Raw genomic sequence first — 19,994 nt, forward strand, 5'->3', positions numbered from 1 at the left:
CGGCGACACCGCGCAGTCCTACGCAGGAGAGTCCCCGCTTGCCCAACCCCCCTCAGCGCTCGCCGGTTCCGCCCACCGCACGGACGCCTTCTTCCACGTCGACGTCCGCGACGGTCATCTCCCGAGGTCCCGGCTACGTGCAGCGTCCGGGTTCCACGGGCGGGCGCCCTGGTGGGCCGCCGGGCAGCCGTCCTGGCGCGCCCATGCAGGGGCGTCCGGGCTCTCCGCCCATGAACCGTCCGGGAGCGCCCATGCAGGCGCGTCCGGGCCAGATGGGGCCGGTGCGTCCCTCCTCGCCCCCCACTGCGGGTGGCACGGGCGCTCCGGTGCAGCCGACCGGCCCGACCATCATGGTCGGCGGCGTCCCGCACGCCCAGGTCGCGCCCACGCCGGGCGCCCAGGCGCGCCCCACGGCCACCCAGGCCGTGGTGATTTCGCGTCCGCTCATCCAGGTCCGCCGCGTCACGCCCACCACGACCCAGGCCAAGCAGTACCCCATGGCCCCGGGCCGCACGGCGCTCGGCACGGAGAAGCGCGAGTACAAGGTCGTCCCGGATCACCTGGGCCGCGGCCGCGAGCTCGTGGACGTCTCCAAGAACAAGGAGCGTGGCCAGCGCAAGCGCACGGGTCCTGAGACGACCAGCGTTTCGAAGCAGGAGCTGTCGGACATGGTCTGGGGCCGCATCCAGATCCCGATCCGCGGCAAGAAGCGCAAGCCCACGAAGAAGGGCGCCAAGACGCAGATCACCCAGATGGCCGAGGAGAAGAAGGTCATCAAGCTCCAGGAGGGCATCAGCGTCTCCGACCTGGGTCAGCGCATGGGTATCCGTACCTCGGAGCTCATCAAGAAGCTGATGGCCATGCAGAAGATGGCCACGGCGAACCAGATCTTGGACGCCGACACCGCGGAGCTCATCGCCGGCGAGTACCACTGGAAGGTCGAGCGCGTCGGCTTCGAGGTGGAGGACTACCTGCCGGAGATCGCGGCCAAGGCGGAGGACGAGCGTCCCCGTCCGCCCGTGGTCACCATCATGGGCCACGTCGACCACGGCAAGACGAGTCTCCTGGACGCCATCCGCCAGGCCAGCGTGGCCTCGGGCGAGGCGGGCGGCATCACCCAGCACATCGGCGCGTACAGCGTGTCCACCGCGCGCGGAGACGTCACGTTCCTGGACACCCCGGGCCACGAGGCCTTCACGTCCATGCGCGCCCGTGGCGCCAACGTGACGGACATCGTGGTGCTGGTGGTGGCCGCGGACGACGGCGTGATGCCCCAGACCATCGAGGCCATCAAGCACGCGAAGCTGGCGGAAGTGCCCATCGTCGTCGCCATCAACAAGATGGACGTCCCGGGCGCCAACCCCGACCGCGTGAAGAAGGACCTCGCGAGCCAGGAGCTGGTGCCGGAAGAGTGGGGCGGCGACACCATCATGGTGCCCGTCTCCGCGAAGACGAAGATGAACCTGGATCTCCTCCTGGAGAACCTGGCGCTGCAGGCGGAAGTCCTCGAGCTGACGGCGAATCCCTCCCGTCCGTCCGTGGGCGCCGTCGTGGAAGCGAAGCTGGAGCGTGGCCGCGGTCCCGTGGCCACGGTGCTGGTGCAGGAGGGCACGCTCAAGCTGGGCGACGCCATCGTCACCGGCACGCACTACGGCCGCGTCCGCGCCATGAACAACAGCCGCGGCGAGGCGGTGAAGGAAGTGAAGCCGGGCTACTGCGCGGAGGTCGTGGGCCTCTCCGGCGTGCCTACCGCGGGTGACGCCATCAACGTGGTGTCCGACGAGAAGGCGGCCAAGCAGATCGCCGACCACCGCGGCATGAAGGAGCGGCAGACCGAGCTCAGCAAGGTCAGCCGCGAGTCCCTGGACCAGCTCTTCGCCAAGACGAAGGCGGGTGGCGGGCCCAAGGAGCTGCGCGTCATCATCAAGGCGGACGTGCAGGGCTCCGCGGAGGCCGTGCGCCAGGCGGTCGAGAAGCTCACCACGCACAAGGTGCGGGTGGTCATCATCGACGCGGGCGTGGGCGCCATCACGGAGACCGACGTCATGCGCGCCGCCGCTTCCAAGGGCGTCGTGCTGGGCTTCAACGTGAAGCCGGAGTCGGGCTCGGAGGCAGCGGCCAAGGCGCAGCAGGTGACGCTGCAGAGCTACTCCATCATCTACGAGCTCATCGACGGGGTTCGCTTGGAGATGGAGAACCTCCTGGAGCCCATCCGCACCGAGCGCAAGCTGGGCCGTGCGGAAGTGCGCAACACCTTCAACGTTCCCAAGCTGGGCACCATCGCCGGCGCGGCCGTCCTGGACGGCGTGATGAAGCGCGGCTCGTTCGTGCGCCTCCTGCGCGAGAACAAGCAGCTCTTCTCCGGGAAGATGGCGTCGCTGCGCCGCTTCAAGGACGACGTGAAGGAAGTCGCGCAGGGCTTCGAGTGCGGTATCGGCATCGAGAACTTCAACGACCTCAAGGCCGGCGACATCATCGAGGCCTACGAGATCGAGGAGACCCGGCAGAGCCTCTCGTAATCCTTGAGAGGCCACAGCCTCTCGCCGTCTGGAGAGGCGCACTCGACGGACCCCGGGGAAGGCCCCACCGTTCCCGGGGGGATGCACGACGAGTCGGCGGGGCCCTGGCGCGGATGGCGCGCCCGGGCCGCTGCTGGCCTGGGGGACCTTTATGTTCGTGGGTGTCGCACGCCTCACCCTCCAGATTCCGGAGAGCGCCTCGCTGAAGTCCAAGCGGCAGGTGCTCCGCCGGGTGACGGACCGGGTGAAGGCCCGCTTCAACGTGGCCGTCGCCGAAGTGGACGACCAGGACCTCTGGCAGAAGGCGTCCGTGGCACTGGCCGTGGTGGGCAATGAGCGCCCGCACGTGGATGAGCAGCTGGAGAAGATCATCCACTTCATCGAAGAGATGTACGTCGCACCGCTGATGGCCCGGGAGACGGAGATTGTCGCCTTCGGGGACACGCTCTATTCCGACAAGAGGCCCACGGGTTTCCGCGCACCGGCGAAGGTGCCGGAGCCGCAGGACGAGGACGCCCACCTGTCGCCCGAGGACGCGCACGCGCACTCGGAGGCGGCCATCGCCCGGTTCCTGCGCAGTGACCGGTCGCTGGCGGAGGCGGAAGGGCTGGGGACCTGGGATCAGCGGCACGAGGGCGCGGGCCCCGGGCCGGGGACTTCCCGTCCTACGGGTGAGGGTGGAACGCTGACGCTGGACGACGCGCGGGCCAAGGCCCGGGCGCTGCGCAACCCGCGAGATTGGGAGAAGAAATGACGACGCATTCACGACCCGAGCGCGTGGGGCAGGAAATCCAGGCGGCCATCGGCGCCCTGCTGACGCGGGGGGAACTGCGCGACCCGCGCATTGGCTTCATCACCATCACCGGCGTGAAGGTGTCGCCGGACCTGCGGGTGGCGAAGGTCTTCTATTCGATGCTGGGCACGGACCAGGAGAAGGCGGACACGCAAAAGGGGCTGGAGGCGGCCAAGGGCTTCGTGCGCCGCGAGGTGACGTCCGCCGTCAACCTGCGCGTGTCGCCGGAAATCTTCTTCGCCTTCGACGCGTCCGTGGGCGAGGGCGATAAGATCGACCGGCTCCTGCGCGAGGTGCGCGGCAAGGAAGGCTGGTAGGGCCCGCGTCATGGACGGCGTTCTCGTCATCGACAAGCCCCTGGGACCCACGTCCTTCGACGTAGTCCGTCAGGTGCGCGGCCTGCTGAAGGTGAAGAAGGCGGGCCACACGGGCACGCTGGACCCCATGGCCACCGGTGTGCTGCCGGTGTGCCTGGGCGAGGCCACCAAGGTCGCCGGCATCATCACGGAGGGCGACAAGGCCTACGACGCCGTGGTGCGGCTGGGAATGGAGACGGACACCCAGGACGCCCAGGGCAAGCCGACGGCGGAGGCCCCGGTGCCCCCGCTGACGGCGCCGCTGCTGGAGGCGGTGCTCGCCCGGTTCCGGGGCACGTTTGAACAGGTGCCGCCCATGTACTCGGCGGTGAAGGTGGCCGGGAAGCGGCTGTACGAACTGGCGCGCGCCGGTGAAGAGGTGGAGCGGGCCAGCCGCACCGTCACCGTGCATGAGCTGGTGCTGCGCGACTTCTCCGCGGACCGGCTGACCCTGTCGGTGCGGTGCACCAAGGGCTTCTACGTGCGCACGCTGGCGTACGACCTGGGCCGGGCGCTGGGCTGCGGGGCGCACCTGGAGGCGCTGCGGCGCACGATGAGCGGCCCCTTCACCCTGGCGCGCGCGCTGCCCCTGGGGGAGCTGGCGTCCCTGTCGCGTGAGGCCGTGGCCGGTCGGCTGGTGTCGCTGGCGGATGCGCTGACGGACCTGCCCGCGGTCCGGGTGAACGCGGAGGAGGCCCGGCGGGTGTTGCACGGCGTCCCCGTGGAGGTCGCCCCCGTGCCGGGCCGGGTGCGGGTGCTGGGCCCGGATGACGCGCTGCTCGCCATGGCCGAGGTGGTGGGCGGACGGCTGCGCTACCAGCGGGTGTTCAACTGAGTGGCCACCCGGACCCATGACATCTCCGTGAGCGTGGCCCCGGGCCTTCGCGGCGCCTTCGACGGGCGGCGCGAGCTGACCCTGGGCGTCCCCGCGGCGGCGGCCATTGGCGATGTGGTGGAGGCGCTCCTGCGGCTGTACCCGCGCACCCGGCAGTTCCTGGCGGGCGACGGCGGCGAGCCGGGAGGCCTGTACCTGCAAGTCGCCATGGACGAGGCGACGGCCCGGGAGCTCTCCCCAGGCGGCGGCGGAATGCCGGGCGGCTGCCGGTTGTACGTCTTCGCACTGTCCCGACCCCCGAAGGGCGGACGGACGGGCGGCGAAGGTTGACCCCCCAGGGGGTGAAGCTTATAAGCGGCCCGCTCGTTAGAAGGACCATGAGGCCGGGTCTGTACCCCTCCGCGGACCCAGGCGGCACGAGCGGTCACCCCGGAGCGGGATTCAGGAAGAAGCCCATGTCGTTGCATCAGGAACGCAAGAGCGAGCTGGTCACGAAGTTCCGCACCCACGAGTCCGACACCGGCTCGCCCGAGGTGCAGGTGGCGCTGCTGTCCGAGCGCATCAACATGCTCACCGAGCACTTCAAGACCCACAAGAAGGACCACCACTCCCGCCGCGGTCTGCTGAAGCTGGTCGGTCAGCGCCGCCGCATGCTGGACTACCTCAAGTCCAAGGACGTGGCCCGCTACAAGAAGCTCATCGAGGGCCTCGGCATCCGCAAGTAGTCCTCGAGCAGCATCCGGGGCGCTGGCACACCACCAGCGCCCCGCGCATTTGGGCAGCACCGTTTCAAGACGTGGGCGAAGGAGTGGGCGAGGGAGAGGTGGAGGCGGGCTCTTTTGGTTTCCGTTCAGACCGGCCGACCTGAAGTCACGGGTGGGCGGGTGTGATCAGGGATCAAGAGGTCTGGTCCATCCCTTCGGCGCTCCGCAACGGAGCCCGTTTCCGCAGTACAGGCAGCGTTCGTCTGGCATGTGCCTGCTTCAGGCCCTGGCGATCGCTTATTCCCAGAGGACCCCTTCACGGGCGGCTCCTGCCCCACGGACGTGGGCGGGCCGCGGCTGGCAAGGGGCCTCGCACGCGAAGCAGGCACAGAGGCCACACGACATGTTGAAGAAGAGCGTCAAGATTGGTGAGAACGAGCTGAGCATCGAGACGGGCCGCCTGGCCAAGCAGGCCGACGGTTCCGTGGTGGTCCGCTACGGCGACACCATGCTGCTCGTCACCGCGGTGAGCGCGCGGGAGAAGAAGGACATCGACTTCCTGCCCCTCACGGTGGAGTACCAGGAGAAGCTGTACTCGGCGGGCCGCATCCCGGGCAGCTACTTCAAGCGCGAGGGCCGCCTGACGGAGAAGGAGACGCTGGCCTCCCGCGTGGTGGACCGCTCCCTCCGTCCGCTGTTCCCGGAAGGCTACGCCTACGAGACGCAGATCATCTCGTCCGTCATCTCCGCGGACCCGGAGAACGAGGGTGACATCCACGGCATCACCGGCGCCTCCGCGGCGCTGTGGGTGTCGGACATCCCGTTCAACGGCCCCATCGCGGGCATCCGCGTGGGCCGCGTGGGCGGCCAGTTCGTGGCCAACCCCACCGCGAAGCAGCGCGAGCAGAGCGACCTGGACCTCGTCATGGCGGTGAGCCGCGAGGCCATCGTGATGGTGGAGGGTGGCGCGGAGGAGGTCAGCGAGGCGGACATGGTGGCGGCGCTGGACTTCGGCCGTCAGCAGGCCCAGCCCGTGCTGGACATGCAGGACCAGATGCGCGCGGAGCTGAAGAAGCAGGTACGCGCGTACGACAAGGCGGCCACCATCGACGAGGGGCTGCGCGCCCAGGTGCGTGAGCTGGCGCTGGAGGGCGTGAAGGCTGGCTACGCCATCAAGGAGAAGGCGGCCCGTTACGAGTCGCTCTCCAAGACGAAGAAGGCGGCGGTGGCGGCGCTCAAGGAGAAGCTGGGCGCGGAGTTCACCCCGCAGGTGGAAAAGCACGCCAAGCAGATCATCGAGGACCTGAAGTACGACCACATGCGTGAGCTCACCGTGAACGGTGGCCGCATCGGTGACCGTGGCCACGACGTGGTGCGCACCATCACCAACGAGGTGGGCGTGCTGCCCCGCACGCACGGCAGCGCGGTGTTCACCCGCGGCGAGACGCAGGCGCTCGTGGTCGTCACGCTGGGCACCAGCGAGGACGAGCAGCGGCTGGAGCTGCTCAGCGGCCAGGCCTTCAAGCGCTTCATGCTGCACTACAACTTCCCGCCGTTCAGCGTGAACGAGACCAAGCCCCTGCGCGGCCCCGGCCGTCGCGAGGTCGGTCACGGCGCCCTGGCGGAGCGCGCGCTGCGCAACATGATTCCGGCCAGCGACTCGTTCCCCTACACGGTGCGTCTGGTGTCGGAAATCCTCGAGTCCAACGGCTCGTCCTCCATGGCCTCCGTGTGCGGTGGCACGCTGGCGCTGATGGACGCGGGCGTGCCCATCAAGTCGCCGGTGGCGGGCATCGCCATGGGCCTGGTGAAGGAGGGTGAGAAGATCGCCATCCTGTCCGACATCCTTGGTGACGAGGACCACCTGGGCGACATGGACTTCAAGGTCTGCGGCACGTCCAAGGGCATCACGTCCATCCAGATGGACATCAAGATCACCGGCCTCACCACGGAGATCATGAGCCGCGCGCTGGAGCAGGCGCGTCAGGGCCGCGTGCACATCCTGGCGGAGATGGCGAAGACGCTGAACGCTCCGCGCAAGGAGATCAGCCAGTTCGCGCCGCGCATCACCACCATCCAGATCCGTCCGGAGTTCATCAAGAACGTCATCGGGCCGGGCGGCAAGGTGATCAAGGACATCATCGCCCGCACGGGTGCCGCGATTAACATCGAGGACACCGGCCGCGTGGACATCGCCAGCGCGAACGGCGATGCGGTGAAGGCTGCCATCGCGATGATCCAGGCGCTCACGCGCGAGGCGGAGATCGGGAAGATCTACACCGGCACCGTCCGGAAGATCGCCGAGTTCGGCGCCTTCGTGGAGCTGTTCCCGGGCACCGACGGCCTCATCCACATCTCCGAGCTGTCCGACAAGCGCGTGAAGACCGTGTCGGACGTGCTGAGCGAGGGCGACGAGGTGCTGGTGAAGGTCGTCAGCATCGACAAGACGGGCAAGATCCGCCTGTCGCGCAAGGAGGCCATGGCCGAGCGCGCCACCGCGCAGGGCACGCCTCCCGCGGCCCCCGCCCCGGCCGCCCCGACGCCGGACGCGAAGGCCTGAGTCCGGTCCCCGTGTAGCGGTCTTCCGCCAAGGAAGGCCGCTGCCCGGAACGCCCCGTCTCCTCCCGCCTCCGGGCGCGAAGGGGCGGGGCGTTGTCGTTGCGGGGCAGGACGAGGGGGGCCCCTGTCCGCGGCGCATCGCACGAACGGGTCCGACAGTCGGACCCGTTGGGCCGCCTCGGGCGGGAGGTGGTCGGGGGCTTGAAGTTCCCTCGGCGTTTTCGCCCTGGGGCGCTGGAGGCTTAAAACCCCGGGAGGGCTTCCCGCGTTGATGGGGGACCGCCCCGGAGGCGCTCCATGCCGGTCCACCCATCCAGCTCCTCGGAGCCCTCGAGCAGCTTCCTCACGGATTTCTCCCGGTTCCTGGGGGCGTTCCGCTGGGCGTTCATGCCGCTGGGCCTGCTCGCGCTGGTCGCGGTGGGGGTGCACGCGGCGGCGGACACGCTGGATGACCGGCTGCTCACGGCGGTGGACCGGCTGGACTCCGCGTTCGACGCGTGGGTGGGCCAGTTCCCCGCGACCGCGTCGATGGTGGACTGGGTGTCGCTGGAGACGCGCACCCGGCTGGCGCGGGCCCTGGCCCTCGCGTGGGAGCTGGCGGCGGACCTGCTCCTGGCGCTGCCGGCGCTCGGCTACCGCGAGACCGAAGCGGCCCGGCCCGTGGATCCGTGGCGCCCGGTGACGGCATCCGCTTCGGAGTCCTCCTCGTGGAAGGCGCTGCTTCGGCGCTGCCTGCGGCGGCCCACGCCGATGCGGTGGGTGCGGCCCCTGGCCACGGCGGGCGTGGTGCTCGCGGGCGCGTGCACGGTGGCGCGGCTCGTCCAGGGCACGGTGTACCTGTCGTGGCGGCCGCTGTTCGGCGACGTCGCGGCGGACTGGACGGCCCGGGGACTGGCGGTGGCGGCCCTGTGCGGCGTGAGCGTGTCGCTGGGCTGGCGCGCGGTGCTGCGCAACCTCCAGCACGCGGACGCGGCATGTGAAGCGGTGGGGCCGCGGCGGGCGTGGACTCGCGGCCTGGTGGGGTGCGTGCTGGTGGCGCCCCTGGGCCTTGCGGCGGCGTGGGACGCGGCCCCGGTGCTGTCCTTCCTGCGCTGAGGCCCTGACGCATGTTCGCTCGACGCGCCCGAGGCCTCTTGGACTTCACCTTCGCGCTCCTGTGCGTGTGGTGCGCGTACCACCACACGCCTGCGGGCGCGCTGCTGCGGCGCACGGGCGCCTGGGCCTTCCACACGCGCACCACGGCCCGGCCGCTGCTCGCGTATTACGACGGCGTGAGCGGCACGGCGGTGCCCGTGCCGGCCGCGCTTCCCGCCTCGATGCTCCTGCGCGTGCCTACGAGCGCGGAGGCGCTGGCGTGGGGGACGCACTCGGCGCTGAAGGCCCTGGACCCGAAGGCCCGCGAGCCCGCGCTTGGCCTGGCTCGCGAGCTGGGCATCGCGCCGGAGACGCTGGTGGATCCGGCGCGGGGCCCGGCGGCGACGCGGCGGCTGCTGGATGCGCTCGCCCGGGACTTCCCGTCGGAGGAGGCCCGGGTGACGGCGGTGTTCGCCGGACGCGTGCCCGCGCGCTTCGCGCTGGAGCGGGTGGACGCGGAGGGCGGGGCGCTGAGCCTGGAGCGCCTGGCGAAGCAGCTGCCCCCGGGCTTCGAGGGCTCCTCCGTGGGCGCGGCGCAGGCGCTGGCGCTGTCCACGGCGTTGATGCTCGGGTGGCCGGTGTCGGAGAGCGCTCCGGTGACGAGCCCCTTCGGCTACCGCGTCCACCCCACGCTGCGCACGCGCCGGATGCACACGGGGGTGGACCTGTCGGTTCGCTCGGGCACGACGGTGTCGGCGGTGGCCGCGGGCGTGGTGCGCCGCGCGAGCGAGGACTCCGTCAACGGCCGCGTGCTGGTGCTGGACCACGGGCGGGGCGTGACGACGGCGTACTGCCACAACTCCGAGCTGCTGGTGAAGGCGGGCACGCGCGTGGAGAAGGGACAGGCCATCGCGCTGTCGGGCAGCACCGGCCGGTCCACCGGGCCGCACCTGCACTACCAGCTGGAGCTGGCCGCGCGGCCGGTGGACCCGTTCGGGTTCCGCACCGCCCTGCGCATGGCGGACGGCGCGACCGAACTGTGAGGGCACAGGCCACACGACCCGTGACGTCGGGGCCAGGAAGTAGAGGCAGGGAAGGGTGCGTGTTACGGCAGGAGGCATGGACCCCACGCTGACCGTCCCCGTGCGCCGGGTGCGCTCGCATCCGGACCCGTTGCCCCTGCCTCGCTACGAGACGGAGCTGGCCGCCGGGATGGACCTCCGGGCGGACATCGACGGGGAGCGCGTGCTCCAACCCCTGGAGCGGATGGCGGTGCCCACGGGGCTTGCCTTCGCGCTCCCTCCGGGCTTCGAGGGCCAGGTGCGCCCCCGCTCCGGGCTGGCGCTGCGACATGGGGTGACGTGCCTCAACTCCCCCGGGACCGTGGACGCGGACTACCGGGGGGAGGTGCAGGTGCTGCTCGTCAACCTGTCCAACACCCCTTTCACCCTGCGTCGGGGAGACCGGGTGGCCCAGCTGGTGGTGGCGCCGGTGACGGCCACGGCCCTGCGGGAGGTGGAGGCACTGGAAGTGACTTCCCGGGGTGACGGAGGTTTCGGGTCCACGGGCCGCTGACGGCCCGGCGCGCAACGTCGTTCCTCAATGGCTCCGGAGCGGGCAGAATGGAGCCCCCCGGCCGTCCGCCGGGAGGCCGCCCCCCCGCGGCCTCGTTCCGGAGTCTCACCGCTTTGCTCTGCTACCGCTGCGGCAGCCATGTCCCCGATACGAGTGAAACCTGCGCCACGTGTGGCCAGAAGTTCGACGCGGCCGCGCGTCAGGCGGTGGGGGCGGCGCGACGGCGGGGAGCGGAAGGCGCCCCGTACAAGCCGGGCGACGTCGTCGCGGACCGCTACGCCATCCAGGAGGTCGTCGGGTCGGGGCCGCTGGGCTTCGTCTTCCGCGCTCAGGACCAGGCCATCGACGTGGAGGTGGCGCTGAAGGTCATCCAGCCCCGGCTGGTGCAGCAACCGGAGGAGCGCACGCAGTTCGCGCTGTCCATGCGGGTGGGCAAGAAGCTCAACCACCCCAACCTGGTGCGCGTGTACGAGGAGGGCGTGGACGGGGACCGGCCCTTCTTCACGATGCAGCTGCTGGAAGGGCTCACGCTGCGCCGGATGATGGAGCAGCGCGCGGTGAAGGGGCAGCTGTTCTCGCTGAAGGAAGTGGAGCCGCTGCTGGCGCAGATGGCGGCGGCGCTGGACGGGGCGCACCGCTTCGGGCCGCACTCGGACGTGAAGCCGGAGAACGTCTTCGTCCTGCCGGACCTGCTGAAGGTGTCGGACTACGGGCTGGGGCTCGCGGTGCCGCACCTGCCCTTCGTGCAGGCGCAGAAGGGGCACCGGGCGGCGGCGTACATCGCTCCCGAGTACGTGAATGGCGCGGAGCTGGACACGCGCATGGACGTGTACTCGCTGGGCGTGTTGATGGGGGAGATGGTGACGGGGCTGCTGCCGGAGGACGGCGGGGTCCCCGAGGTGTCCGTGCGGCATCCGGACCTGCCGCCCGCGTTCGAGTCTCTCTACCGGCGCGCGCTCAATTCGAACCCGCTGGCCCGTCCGAAGTCGGGCGGGGAGCTGCACGCGGAGTTCGCGGCGCTGGTGCAGCGACACCCGGCGGCCGCGTCGAGGCAGCGCTCGGTGCCGGCGTCGGGGGCGCTGCCCGCGGCCGCGGTGGCCGCGCGCGCGGCGAACAAGCCCCTGCCGCCGGTGCCCACGGGCATGTTGCCGGTGGCGATCGCGCCCACTCCGGCCGCGCCCATTCCGGCGCAGGACGATGCGCCTCCGCCAGATGCGACGCAGCCGCTGGACGCTGCGACGCTGGCGGCCATCCTGGGCTCCAACGCGCAGGCGCTGGACTACATCACCGGGCCGGAAGCGCGCTCCGTGTCCGACGCGGCGACGCAGCAGGAGATGCGCGCGGTGGCGCCGTCGGGCCGCAAGGGCGCGGAGGCGGCGTCGCAGGACCCGCGCCTGTTGGGACAGGCCCCGGACGCGGCGACGCAGCAGGAGCCCCGTTCGGCCTCGCGCGCGGCGGATGAACCGCGCGCGGCCCCGGCCAAGGCCGCCGAGCCGGTGATGCGCATCTTCGCCAAGGCGGAGGAGCCGTCCTTCCCGGCGGATCCCCGTGGCGCCCGCGCCGCGGAGGCCGCGGCCGAGGGGCGGTCCTCGGGCCGGGGCGGTGAGTCCTCCGGCGACGGGCGCGCGAGTGGCCGCGGTGAGACTTCGAACGACGGGCGCTCCAACGGTCGTGGCGAATCCGCGGCCAGCGATGCGCGCTCGAGCGGCCGGGGTGAGGCTTCATCGGGCGACCTCCGCTCCAGCGGTCGTGGCGAAGCCTCTTCGAGCGAAGGCCGCTCCAGCGGTCGTGGCGAAGCCTCTTCGAGCGAAGGCCGCTCCAATGGCCGGGGCGAATCCGCGGCGAGCGACGGGCGCTCCGGTGGGCGAGGGGAGACGTCCAGCGACGGACGCTCCAACGGTCGCGGCGAAGCCTCTTCGAGCGAAGGCCGCTCCAACGGTCGGGGTGAGGCCGCGGCAAGCGAGGCTCGCTCCGGACGTGGCGGTGAGGCGTCCGAGGGCCGCTCCAGCAATCGCAACGCGGATGCATCCGCCACGGAGTCACGGTCCGGCCGGGGCTCCGACGACGACGAGCCCTCTGAGTCCCGCTCCACCAGCCGTGGTGGCCGCAACTCGCGGGCCTCGGGTGCCGTGTCGTCGGTGAACGCTCGCGCCCCGCGAGCCTCGGCGGGCCAGGGCGCGGTCCGTCCCTCCGGCACTCAAGGCGAGGGCTCCACGGGGGGCCGCTCGCGCAAGGGAGAGCCACCCCCCGACGTGTCGGGCGTCCGCTCCTCGGCGCGCCGGTTGCCGCCCTCGGTCTCCGGTCTGCACACGCTGCCCACGACGCGGGCAACGCAGGCGAAGCCGGCCCGCTCCGGCCCCAGCTCGATGATGTGGATGATCATCCTCGCGGTGGCCGGCGTCGTGCTGGGCGCGGGCGGTGGCTACCTCTACCTGCGCCTGCGTCAGGCCCAGGCCGCGAAGAACAGCCCCACGCCCGGACCGTCCGCGACGGGCGGCATCATGGCCACCGACTCCTGTCCGGAGGGCATGCGGCTGGTGAGCGGCGGCAGCTTCAAGAAGGGCTCCTCCCCGGAGGACCTGCAGGGAGCCGGCACCGCCGACGAGATGCGCATGGACAGCGTCATGGTGGACTCGTTCTGCGTCGACGAATACGAGTTCCCCAACAAGCGCGGCAGGACGCCCCGCGTCTCCGTGGGCTGGCTCGATGCGAAGTCGTCCTGCGAAGGCATCGGCAAGCGGCTGTGCTCCGAGGATGAGTGGGAGAAGGCCTGCAAGGGCCCCGGCAACGCGCGCTTCTCCTCCGGCGAAGAGCAGCCCCAGGCGGCCTGCAACACCGGGACGACGGAAGGGGCTGCTCGCGCCCTGGCGCCCTCCGGGACGTTCCAGGCCTGCCGCTCCGGCTATGGCGCGGCGGACCTGTCCGGCAACGTCGCCGAGTGGACCGCCTCCAACTTCCCCGATACCGAGGACCGGCTGATCAAGGGCGGCGCCTTCGCCACGCCCGGCGACACCGCCCGCTGCTCCGCGCGCCGGCGCGGCGCTCCTTCACTGAAGGTCGCGGACGTGGGCTTCCGGTGCTGCCAGAACGTGCCGAAATGACGACCGTCCGGAGGCTCGCGCTCCTCACGCTCCTCCTGCCCGCGGTCGCCTTCGCGCAGGCCTCGCCGCGCAGCCCCGCCCGGCCTCGCGTGGTGGCGGTGAAGTCCTCGAGCCTGGCGCCGTACGCCTCCTTCCTCGCCGGCTTCACCTCCGAGGCCCGCGCGGACGTCACCGAGGTGACCCTGGAGGAGAGCCCCACGGAGGCCGCGCGCGTCTTCAAGGCGCTGGCCGCGCAGAAGCCCGCGCTGGTGCTGGCCCTGGGGCCGCTGGCCGCCAACGCCGCGCGCCGCTCGCTGGGCGAGGACGTGCCCGTGCTCTTCGCCATGGTGCCGTACCATGAGAAGTACGGCCTGGAGGCGTCCAACGTCACCGGCATCGCGCTCACCAGCGACTACGGGCCGGAGCTGGCAGCGCTCAAGGCCGTGGCTCCCGCGGCGAAGCGCGTGGGCATCCTGCATGACCCGCGCTCCTCGGCGGGCGCGGTGGCGCAGGCCCGCTCCGCTGGCGCGGCCCTGGGGCTCACCATCGTCCCGCTGGCCGTGGACGCGCAGGAGCGGGTGGGCGAGGTGCTGGAAGGCGCGGCGGGGAAGGTGGACGGCCTCTTGATGGTTGCGGACAAGACCGTGGGCAACGCTTCCGTCGTCCAGGCGCTCATCGCCTTCAGTGCCTCCCGCAAGGTGCCGCTGGTGGCGCTCACGGCCAGCCAGGTGAAGGAGGGCGCGACGCTGGCCCTCGCGCCGTCCCCGCTGGCGCTCGGCCAGCAGGCGGGGAGGCTGGCGAACCGCATCATCCTCGAGAAGGTCGACCCCGGCGCGCTGGCGGTGGCGCGGCCCGAAGGCCTGGACCTCTCGTTCAACCTCACCGCCGCGAAGAAGTCAGGTCCGTCCTGTGACGTCGCGCTGGAAGTGCTCCGGTTCGCGGCGCGCCGGGACTTTGCCGTGAAGGTCTACGAGTGATTCCACGCTACAGCCGTCCCGAAATGGCCTCCCTCTGGTCCGACGTCGCCCGCTACCGCCGCTGGCGCGACGTGGAGCTCGCCGCGCTGGAGGGCATGGTCGCGCAAGGCCTCGCCCCCAAGGACGCGTTGGCGGACTGCACCGCCCGCGCCGGTGACTTCACCGAAGCGGACGCCGCGCGCATCGAGGAGATTGAGCGCACCACGAAGCATGACGTCATCGCCTTCCTCACCTTCGTGGAGGAGCGCGTGGGGCCCAGCGCCCGCTGGCTGCACCTGGGCATGACGTCCTCGGACGTGCTGGACACGTCGCTGGGGCTCACGCTGCGCGACTCCGTGGACCTGCTGCTGAAGGGCATGGACCGCGTGATGGCCGCGGTGGAGAAGCGCGCCTTCGAGCACAAGCACACGCTGCAGATGGGCCGCAGCCACGGCATCCACGCGGAGCCCATCACCTTCGGGCACAAGCTGGCCATCTGGTACGACGAGCTGCGCCGGGGCCGCACGCGCCTCCTGCACGCGCGGGACACCATCGCCGTGGGCAAGATTTCCGGCGCGGTGGGCACGTTCGCGCACCTGCCGCCGTCGGTGGAGGAGCACGTCTGCCAGAAGCTGGGCCTGACGCCCGCGCCCGCCTCCAGCCAGGTGGTGCAGCGTGACCGGCACGCGGAGTTCTTCACCGCCATCGCCCTCGTCGGCGCGAGCCTGGAGAAGTTCGCCGTCGAGATCCGCCACCTCCAGCGCACGGAGGTGCGCGAGGCGGAGGAGCCCTTCACGGCGGGACAGAAGGGCTCCAGCGCCATGCCGCACAAGCGCAACCCCATCCTGTCGGAGAACCTCACGGGCCTGGCGCGCCTGCTGCGCGGCTACGCGGTGAGCGCCATGGAGGACGTGGCGCTGTGGCACGAGCGGGACATCTCGCACTCGTCCGTGGAGCGCGTGATTGGTCCGGACGCCACCATCCTCCTGGACTTCATGCTCCACCGCTTCGCGGGCCTGGTGGAGAACATGCGCGTCTACCCGGAGCAGATGAAGAAGAACCTGGACCTGCTGGGCGGCGTGGTGAACTCGCAGCGGCTGCTCCTGGAGCTCGCGCGCAAGGGCATGGACCGGCAGGCCGCGTACGTCGTCGTCCAGCGCAACGCGATGAAGATGTTCGAGGAGGGCGTGGACTTCCGGCAGGCGCTGCTGAAGGACCAGGACCTGCTCAAGATGATGACGCCCGAGGAGGTCTCCGACTGCTTCTCCCCGGGCTACCACACGCGCCAGATGGACGCGGTGTTCCAGCGCGTCTTCGGCCGGGCCAGCTAGCAGCGCGCGGCCGGTTCACCGGGCGACGGGGCTTACAGGTAGCCCTTCGCCCGGAGGTTTCCCTCGATGCGCGAGTGCACATCGCCGGGCGTCAGCGCGAGCGACGTGCCGGTGATGCGCTCGTAGGCGGCCACGTACTTGGTGGCCAGGTCCACGCGCACGTCGTCCGGGATGGCGGGCAGCGCGCCGTGGCCGGAGAAGTTCCGCTCGCGGATGAGCCACTGGCGGATGTTCTCCTTGTCCAACATCTTCTGGTCCTCGCCCTTGGCGAAGCGGGCCTCGTACTCGTCCGCCACCCAGTACCGGCTGGAGTCCGGGGTGTGCATCTCGTCGATGACGTAGAGCTCGTCGCCCACCTTCCCGAACTCGTACTTCGTATCCACCAGGATGAGGCCGCGCGTGCGCGCCCACTTCTGGCCCTCCTGGAACAGCCCGCGGGCGGCCTCCGTGATGCGGGCCCAGTCCCGCGGCGTGGCCAGCCCGCGCGACAGAATCTCCGCCTCGGAGATGGGCTCGTCGTGCTTGCCGTACTCGGCCTTGGTGGACGGCGTGAGGATGGGCGCTTCGAAGGCGCTGTCCTTGCGCAGCCCTTCCGCGAAGGGGACGCCGTAGGCGGTGTGCGTGCCCTTCTCGTAGTCGCGCCACAGGCTGCCCGTGAGGTAGCCGCGCACGACGACTTCCACGGAGTAGGGCTGGCAGGCGCGCGCCACGGTGACGTTCGCGTCGGGCACGTCCAGGACGTGGTTGGGGACGATGTGCTTCGTGCGGTCGAACCAGAAGGCCGCCAGGCGGTTGAGCACCTCGCCCTTGAAGGGGATGGTGGTGAGCACGTGGTCGAACGCGGAGAGCCGGTCGCTCGTCACGAGGATGAGCGTGTCGCCCTTGCGGTACGTGTCGCGAACCTTGCCCTTGTAGGGCGTGCCGAGCGACGGCAGGTCCGTCTGGCGAAGCGTGTGGGTGAGTTGCGCGTGGAGGGCGGAGGTGTTCACGTCGGAGGCGCCTCGCGGCCCCGGCCACTGACCGCCGGAAGGCGGCGGGAGCGGGGCCAGCTCATGAGGCGCGCGACTCTACTGGAGGCCCGCCGTCATGGAAGCAGGACCGTAGGCCGAGGCCAGATAGAGGAACGCCGGGTTGATCCGCAGGATGCCGTCCACGTAGGCGACCGCGTACGGCGCGCCCGCGGCCCGGTCCACCTGCACCGCGCCCTCCGGCTGGATGTCCCAGAGCGCCAGGAGCGTGCGCGCCACCAGCTCCGCGGCCTCGCGCTCCGACAGGCCCTGCAGGCTCTCCCGCCGGTCCTCCGGCCAACGGTCGCCCGTCCGCGCGTCGAAGACGAACTGGAGGCTGCTGCCCGCGTCCGGCGGCTGGAGGAGGTCCGCGCGGGACTCGAAGCCCGGCGCCGCGACGAACTCGTTGCCCTGGATGATGGGGAAGAGGGCCACGCCCTGCGCGGACTGGCCGGCTTCCTGCTCCGACTGGCGCGCGATGTCCCGGAAGAGCTCCAGGCGGACGGCCGGGGACTCGAACTCCACCACCTCCGGCGAGCTGCTCAGCGCCTGCCGTGCCGTGAGCGAAGGACGCACGGGCGTGCCCGCGCCACCGCACGCGGTGGTGAGGAGCGACAGCGACAGAAGCAAGCCAGGGACCCAGCGACGCATCACCGGGAATATACCGATCACGTGGACGCACCACCAGCTAAACTCCAGGGCATGCGTCCAGGTGCGGAGTTGACCATCGTCCTTCATCAGACCCGTTCACCCGACAACCTGGGTGCGGTCTGCCGGGTCATGGCGAACTTCGATTTCGAACGTCTCGTCCTCTCGGAACCCATCGTCCGGGACTTCAGCTTGGCGGAGCGGATGGCCGTGAAGAGCGGCCACATCCTTCATGGCATGCGGGTCGCCCCGACCCTGGCGGAGGCCCTGGAGGACTGCGTGTACGTGGTGGGCACCACGGGGCGCACCCAGGTGGAGAAGCGGAGTCTGCTGACGCCGGAGGACGCGGTGCGCCGGCTGGCGGAGGAGAGCACGCGGGGGCGGGTGGCGCTCTTGTTCGGCGGTGAGCAGCGCGGGCTGTCCGACGAGGACCTCACCCACTGCCAGGACCTGCTCGTCATCCCCACGTCGGACGTGCAGCCGTCCATGAACCTGGCGCAGTCCTCCGCGGTGCTCCTGTACCTCTGCCACCGGCAGGGGCTGACGGATGCACCCGTGCTCCCTCAGGAAGAGGAGGCCGGCGCGCGGCTGGGGACGCTCAACGCGCTGAGCGGGCGCATGCGCTCGGCGATGCTGGCGGCGGACTTCCTCAACCCGGAGGCGCCGGACCACGTGCTGCATGAGCTGGAGCGGACGTTGATGCGTGCGCGGCTGACCCAGCGGGAGGCGGAGCTGTGGCTCAACGCCTTCAAGCATCTGGGCCGCGCGGTGGCGCCGGGAACCTCCCGCGGGTAGGCGGGGGACCGGCGCCACGCGAACAGCCGGGGCGACTTAAGCCGCCGCGTCCTTCTTGTAGGTCTCGGCGTAGTGCTTCTCGCACAGGCCGCCCTTCAGCACCTTGATGCGGCACTCCGGCTTGGAGCACACGCGGTAGCGCGAGTGGGGCAGCTCGCCCTGGCGCCACTTCTTGAAGTGGAAGAAGCAGTAGCTCTTCGCACGGTAGGGGCGCTTGCAGCCCTCCACGGTGCACGCCTTCTTGCCGCTGCCCTTGGCCGTGCGCGGCCAATGGGTGAGCTTCGTCGTCTGGGTGGCCTCGGCCATGGTACGGACTCTCCTGCGAATCGATGCTTGGAAAACCCGCGGCGCCACCTGTGGGTGGATCCGCCACGATGTGAAGGCGGACGGTGTATCGCCGGGTTTCGCGGAACGCAAGGAGCCTGGAGACCCCGCAGGGCCCCGGAGGGCCCTTCCGTCAGGGGGCGGCCAGGCCGTCCACGCCCGCCGCGGGCCTGTCCGCCCGGCTGGCCGGGGTGCGAGGCACGGGGGAGAGCAGCTCCTCCAGCACGGAGCGGGCCCCGGCGGCGCGCTCGCCCGGCGTGGCGCCCGAGGCCAGCGTGGACGGCGGCGCCTCCACCAGGGGCAGGTCCTCCAGCTTCACCTTCACCGTCATGGGGCGGCCCAGCCGGCGCAGCTGGACCCGGACGTGCTGGCCCACGCCGCGCGCGGCCACCTGCCAGCGCAGGGTGTGCGCCCGCTCCACGGACAGCCGGTCCATGTTCAGGATGACGTCGCCGGTGCGCAGGCCCGCGCGGGCCGCGGGGCCGTCCTCCACCACGTCCGTCACCACCACGCCCCGGCCGCGCGGGTTCAGGTTGAACGCCTGCGCCACCTCCGGGGAGAAGTCCTGCACGCTGATGCCCATCCACCCGCGGCGCATGCGCCCGTGGGCCTTGAGCTGCGGAATCACCGTCTTCGCGATGTCGATGGGGATGGCGAACCCGATGCCCTGCCCGGACACGTTGACGGCGTTGGCCACCGCCACCACGTCGCCGTGCAGATCCAACACCGGCCCGCCGGAGTTGCCCGGGTTGATGGAGGCGTCCATCTGCACGTAGTCGAAGTCGCCGTCGCGGCCGTTGGGCGTCACGTCCGTGCGGCCCAGGTAGCTGACCACGCCCACCGTCACGGAGTGCGCCAGCCCGAAGGGGTTGCCGATGACGACCACCCAGTCCGCGATGCCCACGTGGGACGCGGACGCGAGCTTCAGCACCGGCAGCTTCCGGGGCGCGTCCACCTTGAGGAGCGCGCAGTCCGTGCGCTCGTCCTCGCCCACCACCGTGGCGGGGAACTCCTCCACGTAGCCGTTCGCGCTGCGGATGGAGATGGTGACCTCCGAGGCCCCGTCCACCACGTGCGCGCTGGTGAGGATGTAGCCGTCCGGATGGATGATGAACCCGGAGCCGATGCCGCGCTGGGGCTCCTCGCCGGGGGCCACCTCCGCGCTGTCCTGGCGCGTGGTGATGGACACCACGGCCGGCATGGCCTTGCGGGCCACCTCGCTGATGTTCGAGTGCTCACGGGAGACGGCGCGGTTGCGCGACTCCAACCACAGCTTCCCGGGCGTCCGTGCCGCGGCGCTCCCCGCTGTCCCGAGCGCACACGCCAGCACCGCCACCCTGATGACGCCCCCGAACTGCGTCCAACCCATGGGCCCGCCTCTCCACCACCGTCCAACCCAACGCCCCGGCGCAACCTAGGCACGGGGTGGGGCGGGCGG

Annotated in this window: 18 protein-coding genes; 14 read left to right on the top strand and 4 right to left on the bottom strand. The window is 71.1% G+C overall.

Annotation, left to right across the window (positions count from 1 at the left end; genetic code table 11):
• From infB to purB, 13 genes are all read left to right on the top strand, one after another.
• A partial coding sequence (gene infB, locus D7W81_RS27815) for a translation initiation factor IF-2 (RefSeq protein WP_120558432.1) occupies positions 1-2,519 on the top strand: 2,519 nt, incomplete at its 5' end.
• Positions 2,520-2,670: 151 nt separating this feature from the next.
• Complete coding sequence (locus tag D7W81_RS27820) at positions 2,671-3,273, top strand: DUF503 domain-containing protein (RefSeq protein WP_120558418.1); 603 nt, start codon at positions 2,671-2,673, stop codon at positions 3,271-3,273.
• Entirely contained in the window at positions 3,270-3,629 is a 360-nt protein-coding gene (gene rbfA, locus D7W81_RS27825; protein WP_120558419.1) for a 30S ribosome-binding factor RbfA, read from the top strand. Before D7W81_RS27820 ends, rbfA begins: the two co-directional genes overlap by 4 nt.
• A 10-nt stretch (positions 3,630-3,639) precedes the next feature.
• Positions 3,640-4,503 (top strand): tRNA pseudouridine(55) synthase TruB, encoded by an 864-nt coding sequence (truB, locus tag D7W81_RS27830; RefSeq protein WP_120558420.1) that lies wholly within the window; start codon positions 3,640-3,642, stop codon positions 4,501-4,503.
• On the top strand, positions 4,504-4,833 hold the full coding sequence (locus D7W81_RS27835; RefSeq protein ID WP_120558421.1) for a MoaD/ThiS family protein: 330 nt from the start codon (positions 4,504-4,506) through the stop codon (positions 4,831-4,833).
• 125 nt (positions 4,834-4,958) lie between these two features.
• Positions 4,959-5,228 (top strand): 30S ribosomal protein S15, encoded by a 270-nt coding sequence (gene rpsO, locus D7W81_RS27840; RefSeq protein ID WP_014398807.1) that lies wholly within the window; start codon positions 4,959-4,961, stop codon positions 5,226-5,228.
• Between the two features lie 382 nt (positions 5,229-5,610).
• Positions 5,611-7,767, top strand: a complete 2,157-nt coding sequence (gene pnp / locus D7W81_RS27845; RefSeq protein WP_120558422.1) for a polyribonucleotide nucleotidyltransferase — start codon at positions 5,611-5,613, stop codon at positions 7,765-7,767.
• Between the two features lie 296 nt (positions 7,768-8,063).
• A complete protein-coding gene (locus D7W81_RS27850) occupies positions 8,064-8,861 on the top strand; it encodes a hypothetical protein (protein ID WP_120558423.1) in 798 nt (265 codons plus the stop codon).
• 11 nt (positions 8,862-8,872) lie between these two features.
• A complete protein-coding gene (locus D7W81_RS27855; RefSeq protein WP_120558424.1) occupies positions 8,873-9,883 on the top strand; it encodes a M23 family metallopeptidase in 1,011 nt (336 codons plus the stop codon).
• A 76-nt stretch (positions 9,884-9,959) separates the two neighbouring features.
• Positions 9,960-10,415: a dUTP diphosphatase gene (gene dut / locus D7W81_RS27860; RefSeq protein ID WP_120558425.1), complete on the top strand. Its 456-nt coding sequence runs from the start codon at positions 9,960-9,962 to the stop codon at positions 10,413-10,415.
• A gap of 47 nt (positions 10,416-10,462) precedes the next feature.
• Positions 10,463-13,516 carry a protein kinase domain-containing protein gene (locus D7W81_RS27865; RefSeq protein WP_147445644.1) on the top strand — a complete coding sequence of 1,018 codons (3,054 nt, stop codon included), beginning with the start codon at positions 10,463-10,465 and terminating at the stop codon, positions 13,514-13,516.
• Complete coding sequence (locus D7W81_RS27870; RefSeq protein WP_208721474.1) at positions 13,513-14,472, top strand: ABC transporter substrate-binding protein; 960 nt, start codon at positions 13,513-13,515, stop codon at positions 14,470-14,472. The genes D7W81_RS27865 and D7W81_RS27870 overlap by 4 nt, the downstream gene beginning before the upstream one ends.
• The gene (purB, locus tag D7W81_RS27875; protein WP_120558427.1) at positions 14,469-15,782 is read left to right on the top strand and encodes an adenylosuccinate lyase; all 1,314 of its coding nucleotides are present in this window, start codon (positions 14,469-14,471) and stop codon (positions 15,780-15,782) included. Before D7W81_RS27870 ends, purB begins: the two co-directional genes overlap by 4 nt.
• Positions 15,783-15,814: 32 nt before the next feature.
• On the opposite strand, the gene D7W81_RS27880 is transcribed toward purB, so the two are convergent.
• Together D7W81_RS27880 and D7W81_RS27885 are read right to left on the bottom strand one after the other, a co-directional pair.
• On the bottom strand, positions 15,815-16,771 hold the full coding sequence (locus D7W81_RS27880; RefSeq protein WP_120558428.1) for a phosphoribosylaminoimidazolesuccinocarboxamide synthase: 957 nt from the start codon (positions 16,769-16,771) through the stop codon (positions 15,815-15,817).
• Positions 16,772-16,849: 78 nt separating this feature from the next.
• Positions 16,850-17,419, bottom strand: coding sequence for a hypothetical protein (locus D7W81_RS27885; protein WP_244227476.1), 570 nt, complete (start codon positions 17,417-17,419; stop codon positions 16,850-16,852).
• A gap of 72 nt (positions 17,420-17,491) precedes the next feature.
• On the opposite strand from D7W81_RS27885, the gene D7W81_RS27890 reads away from it, so the two are divergent.
• The gene (locus tag D7W81_RS27890; RefSeq protein ID WP_120558430.1) at positions 17,492-18,232 is read left to right on the top strand and encodes an RNA methyltransferase; all 741 of its coding nucleotides are present in this window, start codon (positions 17,492-17,494) and stop codon (positions 18,230-18,232) included.
• A gap of 36 nt (positions 18,233-18,268) precedes the next feature.
• On the opposite strand, the gene D7W81_RS27895 is transcribed toward D7W81_RS27890, so the two are convergent.
• Together D7W81_RS27895 and D7W81_RS27900 are read right to left on the bottom strand one after the other, a co-directional pair.
• Positions 18,269-18,538 carry a vegetative protein gene (locus tag D7W81_RS27895; protein WP_120523857.1) on the bottom strand — a complete coding sequence of 90 codons (270 nt, stop codon included), beginning with the start codon at positions 18,536-18,538 and terminating at the stop codon, positions 18,269-18,271.
• 151 nt (positions 18,539-18,689) lie between these two features.
• Positions 18,690-19,925, bottom strand: coding sequence for a S1C family serine protease (locus tag D7W81_RS27900; RefSeq protein ID WP_120558431.1), 1,236 nt, complete (start codon positions 19,923-19,925; stop codon positions 18,690-18,692).
• Between the last annotated feature and the right edge of the window lie 69 nt (positions 19,926-19,994).

This window comes from Corallococcus aberystwythensis (genome assembly GCF_003612165.1).
Taxonomy (GTDB): domain Bacteria; phylum Myxococcota; class Myxococcia; order Myxococcales; family Myxococcaceae; genus Corallococcus; species Corallococcus aberystwythensis.

Bases quoted from the DNA above. Each gene is read 5' to 3' on its own strand.
- dut (WP_120558425.1), top strand. From the start codon at position 9,960: ATGGACCCCACGCTGACCGTCCCCGTGCGCCGGGTGCGCTCGCATCCG.
- pnp (WP_120558422.1), top strand. From the start codon at position 5,611: ATGTTGAAGAAGAGCGTCAAGATTGGTGAGAACGAGCTGAGCATCGAG.
- D7W81_RS27895 (WP_120523857.1), bottom strand. From the start codon at position 18,538: ATGGCCGAGGCCACCCAGACGACGAAGCTCACCCATTGGCCGCGCACG.
- rbfA (WP_120558419.1), top strand. From the start codon at position 3,270: ATGACGACGCATTCACGACCCGAGCGCGTGGGGCAGGAAATCCAGGCG.
- D7W81_RS27870 (WP_208721474.1), top strand. From the start codon at position 13,513: ATGACGACCGTCCGGAGGCTCGCGCTCCTCACGCTCCTCCTGCCCGCG.
- D7W81_RS27850 (WP_120558423.1), top strand. From the start codon at position 8,064: ATGCCGGTCCACCCATCCAGCTCCTCGGAGCCCTCGAGCAGCTTCCTC.
- D7W81_RS27890 (WP_120558430.1), top strand. From the start codon at position 17,492: ATGCGTCCAGGTGCGGAGTTGACCATCGTCCTTCATCAGACCCGTTCA.
- D7W81_RS27865 (WP_147445644.1), top strand. From the start codon at position 10,463: ATGGAGCCCCCCGGCCGTCCGCCGGGAGGCCGCCCCCCCGCGGCCTCG.
- D7W81_RS27900 (WP_120558431.1), bottom strand. From the start codon at position 19,925: ATGGGTTGGACGCAGTTCGGGGGCGTCATCAGGGTGGCGGTGCTGGCG.
- rpsO (WP_014398807.1), top strand. From the start codon at position 4,959: ATGTCGTTGCATCAGGAACGCAAGAGCGAGCTGGTCACGAAGTTCCGC.
- D7W81_RS27855 (WP_120558424.1), top strand. From the start codon at position 8,873: ATGTTCGCTCGACGCGCCCGAGGCCTCTTGGACTTCACCTTCGCGCTC.
- D7W81_RS27820 (WP_120558418.1), top strand. From the start codon at position 2,671: ATGTTCGTGGGTGTCGCACGCCTCACCCTCCAGATTCCGGAGAGCGCC.
- truB (WP_120558420.1), top strand. From the start codon at position 3,640: ATGGACGGCGTTCTCGTCATCGACAAGCCCCTGGGACCCACGTCCTTC.